7 protein-coding genes and 1 pseudogene are annotated in these 7,554 nt (G+C 57.7%); 7 read left to right on the forward strand and 1 reads right to left on the reverse strand.

The annotated features are described in order from the left end of the window. Nucleotides 1-61 precede the first annotated feature (61 nt). Nucleotides 62-264 (forward strand): annotated as a pseudogene (locus HMPREF9371_RS13105) (ATP-dependent exonuclease). 275 nt (nucleotides 265-539) lie between these two features. Next, nucleotides 540-1,880 (forward strand): MFS transporter, encoded by a 1,341-nt coding sequence (locus tag HMPREF9371_RS03040; protein ID WP_009118416.1) that lies wholly within the window; start codon nucleotides 540-542, stop codon nucleotides 1,878-1,880. 321 nt (nucleotides 1,881-2,201) lie between these two features. On the opposite strand, the gene HMPREF9371_RS03045 is transcribed toward HMPREF9371_RS03040, so the two are convergent. After that, on the reverse strand, nucleotides 2,202-3,002 hold the full coding sequence (locus HMPREF9371_RS03045; RefSeq protein ID WP_040660073.1) for a hypothetical protein: 801 nt from the start codon (nucleotides 3,000-3,002) through the stop codon (nucleotides 2,202-2,204). Between the two features lie 141 nt (nucleotides 3,003-3,143). Here HMPREF9371_RS03045 and rep point away from each other — a divergent pair, with 141 nt between their 5' ends. From rep to HMPREF9371_RS03065, 5 genes are all read left to right on the forward strand, one after another. Further along, nucleotides 3,144-5,153: a DNA helicase Rep gene (gene rep, locus HMPREF9371_RS03050; protein ID WP_009118418.1), complete on the forward strand. Its 2,010-nt coding sequence runs from the start codon at nucleotides 3,144-3,146 to the stop codon at nucleotides 5,151-5,153. Between the two features lie 13 nt (nucleotides 5,154-5,166). Beyond that, nucleotides 5,167-5,340, forward strand: a complete 174-nt coding sequence (locus HMPREF9371_RS12480) for a protein MIGRI (RefSeq protein ID WP_009118419.1) — start codon at nucleotides 5,167-5,169, stop codon at nucleotides 5,338-5,340. A gap of 59 nt (nucleotides 5,341-5,399) precedes the next feature. After that, nucleotides 5,400-5,681, forward strand: a complete 282-nt coding sequence (locus HMPREF9371_RS03055; RefSeq protein WP_009118420.1) for a membrane protein — start codon at nucleotides 5,400-5,402, stop codon at nucleotides 5,679-5,681. A gap of 138 nt (nucleotides 5,682-5,819) precedes the next feature. Continuing rightward, nucleotides 5,820-6,725, forward strand: a complete 906-nt coding sequence (locus tag HMPREF9371_RS03060; protein WP_040660075.1) for an ABC transporter ATP-binding protein — start codon at nucleotides 5,820-5,822, stop codon at nucleotides 6,723-6,725. Next, on the forward strand, nucleotides 6,722-7,486 hold the full coding sequence (locus tag HMPREF9371_RS03065; protein ID WP_009118422.1) for an ABC transporter permease: 765 nt from the start codon (nucleotides 6,722-6,724) through the stop codon (nucleotides 7,484-7,486). The genes HMPREF9371_RS03060 and HMPREF9371_RS03065 overlap by 4 nt, the downstream gene beginning before the upstream one ends. Nucleotides 7,487-7,554: the final 68 nt, after the last annotated feature.

Here is a 7,554-nt window from a genome sequence, read left to right on the forward strand (position 1 = left end):
TTTTTGCGTAAAAAACGGCTGAATAGGCATTTGGGTTGGGAAAACCGCTGTAATCCTTAGCATGAGACCTTTGCAAAACCCCCATCTGCGGCGCATTTCTGCGTTGTGCGTTTATGCCCTAAGGGTACTGCTCGCTCGCTTAGCCTTGTAGATGATATGTCTGTCCCACAGGGATTCCTGGCGTTCACGCTCGCTGCGCTGCTACGCCTTGAACTGCATCCACATCTGGGGGGCAAAGGTCTCAGGCTACCTGTAAACCGGTAAAAGGGCAAAGAAGTGCGCTTAAGATGCTGCGCTGCAGCATAAAAAAGCGCCGTTTGATGCTATATATTAATGGTTACTTACTCTATTTTTTTAAAAGGAAAAAGTGCCTACTCTCTAAATTACTTAATATATTAAAAATAAACCGCTAAAAAATCGTTGATTACATTATTTTTTTACGCCTAAAATGCAGCCGCATCGGTTCTGGGTGCCGTGGAAAGTATGCGGTACCGGGCCGATGTGTGATTTGACAAGTACAATAATAGTGGAGAGAGCCCATGAGACATTCTTCTATCGACATCCAGTCGGTTATCGACCACGCCAAACTCACCCCCACCCATTGGCGGGTTTTGTTTTGGTGTACCCTGATCATTCTATTTGACGGCTATGATCTGGTGATTTACGGCGTGGTGTTGCCCCGCCTGATGGAGGCTTGGCAGCTGAGTGCCGAAACCGCCGGTTATTTGGGCAGTTCGGCTTTGGTCGGCATGATGTTCGGCGGTACGATATTGGGTTCTCTGGCAGATAAGTTCGGCCGCAAACGCATGATCATTATCTGCATGTTTATTTTCAGCTTCTTTACGGTAGTCAACGGTTTCGCCCGCACACCCACCGAATTTGCCGTGCTGCGCTTCTTGGCCGGCTTGGGTATCGGCGGCGTGATGCCGAATGCGGTGGCGCTGATGAGCGAATATTCGCCGAAAAAAATCCGCAGCAGCATGGTGGCGATCATGTTCAGCGGCTATGCCGTAGGCGGCATGCTCTCTGCGGTGCTGGGCATTTGGGTGGTGCCCAAATTCGGTTGGGAAGTGATGTTCTACATCGGCGGCCTGCCTTTACTGCTGTTGCCCTTGGTGGCACTCTACCTGCCCGATTCCTTGGCTTTCCTGCTGCAACGCGGCGACCACGCTCAGGTGCGAGATCTGATCCGCCGCATGGAGCCGCGCGAGCAGTTTGCCGACGATGCCGAGCTGGTGTTGGACATTGCCAAGAAAGAAAAAGCGCCGGTGATCGAGCTCTACCGCGAAAAACGGGCGCTGAGCACCACCATGTTCTGCACCTGCTTTTTCATGAGCCTCTTGATGTCTTACGGCTTAAGCTCTTGGCTGCCCAAGCTGATGCACATGGCCGGCTATGGCTTTGGTAACAGCCTGATGTTCCTGTTTGCCCTGAATGTGGGCGCCATTTTGGGCGCACTCAGCGGCGGTTGGCTGGCTGACCGTTTCCAATTGAAACCCGTGCTGTCTGCCTTCTTCTTCCTCGGTGCCGTGGCGCTGTTTATGCTCGGCTTTCCCAATCCGCAACCGGTGCTGTATCTCTTGGTCACCATCGCCGGCGCGGCCAGTATTGGTGCCTCTATTCTGCTGTACGCCTACGTGGCCCAATACTATCCGACCATGATCCGTTCCACCGGCATCGGTTGGGCCGCCGGCATCGGCCGCATCGGCGCCATTGTCGGCCCCATCATGGGTGGCACCCTGCTTTCCATGCAGTTGTCGCACCAAGTCAACTTCCTGGCGTTTTCAATCCCGGCTGTGATTGCCGCAATCGCCGTGTTGTTGGTGCAAACCCGTTACCAGTATGTCCATCAAGCGGTGGTGCAGCGTAAGGCTACCTGAAAACGCTTGGGCAAATTTTGAGACCTTTTGATTTTGAGACCTTTTATATTTTAAATAAAAATATGATATAGATCTCCTTGCCCGCAGCCGAAGTCCAAATATAGGATTTCGGCTGTTTTTGATGTCCTTATCCTTTTTATTTATCCGTGCAGGATTGGATGTATCCGATATCTGAAAACCAGAACGTCTGCTGCGCCAACGCAACAGACGTCGCTTGCTAATCAGGTAGCGAAGTGAACTTGCAAAGCAAAAAGCCGCGCCATGCAGAATGCCAACATATCCTGAAGCCTTTGTTTTCCTAATCTGCCCAAAAAACTTCATTCACAACCTTTGCGCCCGCTCCAACACCGGGCGGCTTTTGTCATCGCTGCGAAACGTGGCCAGCAAACTAAACGGAAACACTTGGTGACGGAACACCGTCCACACCCCGCGCAGATTCAGCCGCTGCCTGCCGTCTGCCTGCACGGGGCGCAGCATGCCTTGCGCTGCCAGCCTTTCCGCCAGCAAGCGCACATCCCGCGCTTCCGAAGCCAACACCGCTGCCTCATCGGCCAGCCAAAACTGCTCGCTGCTCCGGCCGCCGCTTTGTTGCAGCAAGGCTTTGTGCAGCAGCGCCGGCGGCGGGAAATTGAAAAACAGATAGGTCTCGCCGCCCGGCTCCCAAAACACCTCGGGCACGGGTGCAAACACAGCATTCATGCTGATCGGATGGCCGTCGTCGAAATAGCGGATCAGGCGGTATTCCGGCCGTTTGCTCAAGCGGTTGCCCTGCGCCACGGCCAAAATCTGTTCCCGCTCGTGAAACCAACAGGCCGCCTCGCCGTCAAAACTGCCGCCCATGCGGAACACCGTGCGGAAACGGTAGCCCAGCGCATCCAAATCCGCCTGCAGGGCATCGAAATGTTTGAGCCCCACCAAGCGCGTTTCCGCCAAGGCCACCGCCTGCGGCCGCTGCGGCAAGGTATAACCCCACCGCAACAAGGCAAAAACATACAGCCACATGAGCAGCAGCGCCACGCCCGCACAAACCAAAACCGCCCACACCCAGGAATAGCCCGCCGCCTTCATCCACCACCCGGCCAAAACAGACAAAGGCAGTATCAACACATCCATCCATTTCATCTTTTTCTCCCTTGTTTTTCCATTCAGAGCGGTCATTCTAGCTGCCACCCGCCCCAAGCGTAAACCACTTCATCAGGCTACCTGAAACCGCGCACCGCTGCGTATAATCGCGCCCTTGTTTCCGCTTTCAGGTAGCCTGTCATGACCCAGCTCAACCCCCAACAACTCGAAGCCGTGCGTTATCTCGACGGCCCGCTGTTTGTGCTGGCCGGCGCAGGCAGCGGCAAAACCCGCGTGATCACCGAAAAAATCGCCTATTTGATCCGCGAGGCCGGCTATGCCCCGCACAACATCGCCGCCATCACCTTCACCAACAAAGCCGCCAAAGAAATGCAGGAACGCATCCACGGCCTGTTGGGCAAAAAGCAGACCCGCGGGCTGACCGTGTGCACCTTCCACTCGCTGGGCATGCGCATGCTGCGCGAGGAAGCCGAGCAGCTGGGCTACAAAAAACACTTCTCCATTTTCGACGCCTCCGACAGCGGCAAAATCATCACTGAGCTCTTGGGCAGCAGCGGACGCGACGCCGTATTCCGCGCACAGCACCAGATTTCGCTGTGGAAAAACGATCTGCTCACGCCCGAACAGGCCCTACAAAACGCCGCCAACGAATGGGAGCGGCAGACCGCCCAACTCTACGCCGCCTACCAAGCCACGCTGGAAAGCTATCAGGCGGTGGATTTCGACGACCTCATCCGCCTGCCCGTGTTGCTGCTGCAAACCCACAGCCCGGTGCGCCACAAATGGCAGCTGCGCCTGCGCTACCTGCTGGTGGACGAATGCCAGGACACCAACACCTGCCAATATACCCTGATGAAGCTGCTCACCGGCCGCGACGGTCTCTTTACCGCCGTGGGCGACGACGACCAAAGCATTTACGCCTGGCGCGGCGCCAATATGGAAAACCTGCGCCTACTGCAAACCGACTACCCGCGCCTGAAGGTGATCAAACTCGAGCAAAACTACCGCTCCACCGCCCGCATCCTGCGCGTGGCCAACCGCGTGATCGCCAACAACCCCAAACTGTTTCCGAAAACCCTGTGGAGCGAATACGGCCTGGGCGAAGAAATCCGCGTGATGGCCTGCCAAAACGAGCAGCACGAAGCCGAAGTGGTGGCCGGCACCATCGCCCGCCTGCATGCGCAAAGCGGCGGCAAAGCGGCCTATGCCGATTTCGCCATCCTCTACCGCGGCAACCACCAAGCCCGTCTGTTTGAAGAAGCCCTGCGCAGCGCCCGCATTCCCTACCGCCTCTCCGGCGGCCAGAGCTTTTTCGACAAAGCCGAAATCAAAGACGTGCTCGCCTACATCCGCCTGTGCGCCAATCCCGACGACGATCCCGCCTTTCTGCGCGCCGCCACCACGCCCAAACGCGGCATCGGCGACGCCACCTTGGGCTACCTGAACGACTACGCGCGCCGCTACGGCTGCAGCCTGTATCACGCCGCCGAAAGCATGGACGCCCTGGCCGAACTGCCCGCCAAAAGCCGCGACGCCCTGCAGCAGTTCATGGCCTTGATGGCCGACTACCGCCGGCGCGCCGACAGCGAAGCGGCCGGCGAATGGATACAGGGCCTGTTGGCCGACATCCAATACGAAGGCTACCTGTATGCCCAGGAAGAAGGCAAAAGCGGCGACATCAAATGGCGCAACGTACAGGATTTGGCCGCCTGGCTGGCCAAAAAAGGCGAACAAGACGGCAAAACCATCATCGAAATCGCCCAAACCATCGCCCTGATGACCTTATTGGAAGGCAAAGACGGGGAAGAAACCGACGCGGTAAAAATGTCCACCCTGCACGCCTCGAAAGGCTTGGAATATCCGAATGTGTTTCTGGTGGGCTGCGAAGAAGGGCTGTTTCCGCATGCCGACAGCGTGGAGGAAGGCAATCTGGAAGAGGAACGCCGCCTGATGTATGTGGGCATCACCCGCGCCCAATACCGCCTCACCCTCACCCACTGCATCAAACGCAAAAAACAGGGCAACTGGCACTTTCCCGAACCCAGCCGCTTCATCGACGAAATGCCGCAGCAGGATTTGAAATTCCTCGGCCGCAAAGGCGGCGAGCCCATCGTCAGCCAAGAAGAAGGCAAAGCGCGTTTCCGCGACATGCTTGATTTACTGTCGGCCAAAGAAGCGGCAAAAGAATAAGCCTTCCGCGCCCATGTCTGCCACGCTCTGGAAACTGATTGCTCTGTGTGCCGCCGCCGTTTGGCTGCTGCGCCCGCTGCTGCCGGCCGCCTTCCGCCGCCGCTGGCAGCGGCACATCCGTCATTTGGCATGGATTGTGCTTGCCGTATTCGGCGCATCTGCCCTCTGGCGGTTGTGGACGGGCTGAGGCCTTTTCCACTATCCTTGCGCCCTTCCAATACCCATCTTCTAAAACGGAAACACCACATGATCAAACAGTTTGAAATCAACGCCTACGTCAAAAAACAGCTGCAGGCTTATCTGGCAGGCAAAAACCTCAGCCTGAAAGCCGCCATGGATCACGAAGACAGCAACCGCGAAGTGGCCGCCATCATCCACGCCGGCCTGCCCGCCATGGTGCAAAAAATCTATTCGCTGAATAAAATGCAAACTTTTTTCTGGGAAAAGAAAGACCTGCTGCACGACTTCGTGCTCGGACGCTTAGAAGCGCCCGATACGAAAAAAGGCGGCAAAAAGAAAAATAAATAAGCATCCCAAGTGTTTGCTTCGCAGCATGGCCGGCCCGCCATGCTGTTTTTATGGACGGCGCCGCCGCCTGTTTTCCCGGCCGCCCATCCGTTATAATGCCCCGTTTTGCCGCCCCGAAGCGGCTTTCAGGTAGCCTTTATGTCTGCATTACAGATACGCGATGCCCGCAAAACCTATGCCAACGGCTTCACCGCCTTAAAAGGCGTGTCGTTCGACGTGGAAGCGGGCGAATTTTTCGCCCTGCTCGGCCCCAACGGTGCGGGCAAAACCACTTTGATTTCCGCCATTGCCGGCCTCAGCCGCCTGAGCGGCGGCAGCATCCGCGTGATGGATCGCGACGTCGTCAAACAAAGCGATGCCGCCCGCCGCCTGCTCGGCGTGGTGCCGCAGGAATTGGTGTTCGACCCCTTTTTCACCGTGCGCGAAGCCCTACGCATTCAGTCGGGCTATTTCGGCATCCGCAAAAACGATGCCTGGATCGACGAACTGCTGCACCATTTGGGACTGGCCGACAAAGCCGACACCAACACGCGCAACCTCTCCGGCGGCATGAAACGGCGGGTGATGGTGGCGCAGGCGCTGGTGCACCGCCCGCCGGTGATCATCCTCGACGAACCCACCGCCGGCGTGGACGTGGAGTTGCGCCACAGCCTGTGGGCCTTTATGCAAACCCTCAACCGTCAAGGCCACACCATCATCCTCACCACCCACTACCTGGAAGAAGCCGAGCAATACTGCAACCGCATCGCCGTAATGCGGCGCGGCGAGTTGGTGGCCTTGGACAAAACCGAACGCCTGCTGCGCAACGACCAAGGCGTGCGCGTACAGCTGCGCCTGTCCGCCCCGCTGCCGCCGCGCCTGCGCGACACCTGCATCCACGACGCCGCACCGGAATACACCCTGCTCTTGAAAGACTACAACCAGATTGCCGACATTTTAGGCTACCTGAAAGTAGAGCAGATCACCGTCGAACACCTCGCCGTATTGGAAAAAGATTTGGAACAGGTTTTCATCAGCCTCACCGCCGGGGAGGAGCAAGCATGAACTTCATCGGCTTTTACACCCTGCTGCGTAAAGAAATCATGCGCTTTGCCAAAGTGTGGCTGCAAACCCTGGGCGCACCCATCCTCACCGCCCTACTCTACCAGCTGATTTTCGCCCACGCCGTCGGCCGCCACATCGAAGCCCTGCCCGGCGTGGCCTACAACGCCTTTCTGATTCCCGGCTTGGCGATGATGAGCATGACGCAAAACGCCTTCGCCAACACTTCCTCCAGCCTGATGCAGTCTCGGATCACCGGCAATTTGGTGTACATCCTGCTGCCGCCGCTCTCCTCGCTCACCCTGTTTGCCGCCTACACCGGCGCCGCCATAGTGCGCGGCTTGGTTGTGGGCGGCGGCGTGTTGCTCGCCACCGCCTGGTTCGGCCTACCTTGGCCGCAGCAGCCGCTGTTCGTGCTCGCCTTCGCCCTGTGCGGCTGCGGCTTTATGGCCTCTTTGGGGCTGCTGGCCGGCATTTGGGCAGAAAAGTTCGACCAGCTCGCCGCCTTCCAAAACTTCCTCATCATGCCGCTCACCTTCCTCTCCGGCGTGTTCTACTCCATCCACAGCCTGCCGCCGTTTTGGCAGGCCGTCAGCCACGCCAACCCCGTGTTCTACCTGATCGACGGCTTCCGCTACGGCTTCTTCGGCACCAGCGACATCTCGCCCTGGCTCTCCTTAGGCGTAGTAGCCGCCTTCACCGCCGCCACCGCCGTATTCTCCTTTGCCGTGCTGCATTCCGGCTGGAAACTGCGCAACCAATAAGGCCCACCCGGCACAACAGGCTACCTGAAAGCATGCGGGCCGGTTTGCGGCCGGCAGACACTTTCAGG

The sequence above is a fragment of the Neisseria shayeganii 871 genome (assembly GCF_000226875.1).
In the GTDB taxonomy this organism is placed as follows: Bacteria; Pseudomonadota; Gammaproteobacteria; order Burkholderiales; family Neisseriaceae; genus Eikenella; species Eikenella shayeganii.

Excerpts from the sequence above, each read along its gene's own strand:
- rep (WP_009118418.1), top strand. The coding sequence starts at position 3,144 with ATGACCCAGCTCAACCCCCAACAACTCGAAGCCGTGCGTTATCTCGAC.
- HMPREF9371_RS03055 (WP_009118420.1), top strand. The coding sequence starts at position 5,400 with ATGATCAAACAGTTTGAAATCAACGCCTACGTCAAAAAACAGCTGCAG.
- HMPREF9371_RS12480 (WP_009118419.1), top strand. The coding sequence starts at position 5,167 with ATGTCTGCCACGCTCTGGAAACTGATTGCTCTGTGTGCCGCCGCCGTT.
- HMPREF9371_RS03040 (WP_009118416.1), top strand. The coding sequence starts at position 540 with ATGAGACATTCTTCTATCGACATCCAGTCGGTTATCGACCACGCCAAA.
- HMPREF9371_RS03065 (WP_009118422.1), top strand. The coding sequence starts at position 6,722 with ATGAACTTCATCGGCTTTTACACCCTGCTGCGTAAAGAAATCATGCGC.
- HMPREF9371_RS03045 (WP_040660073.1), bottom strand. The coding sequence starts at position 3,002 with ATGAAATGGATGGATGTGTTGATACTGCCTTTGTCTGTTTTGGCCGGG.
- HMPREF9371_RS03060 (WP_040660075.1), top strand. The coding sequence starts at position 5,820 with ATGTCTGCATTACAGATACGCGATGCCCGCAAAACCTATGCCAACGGC.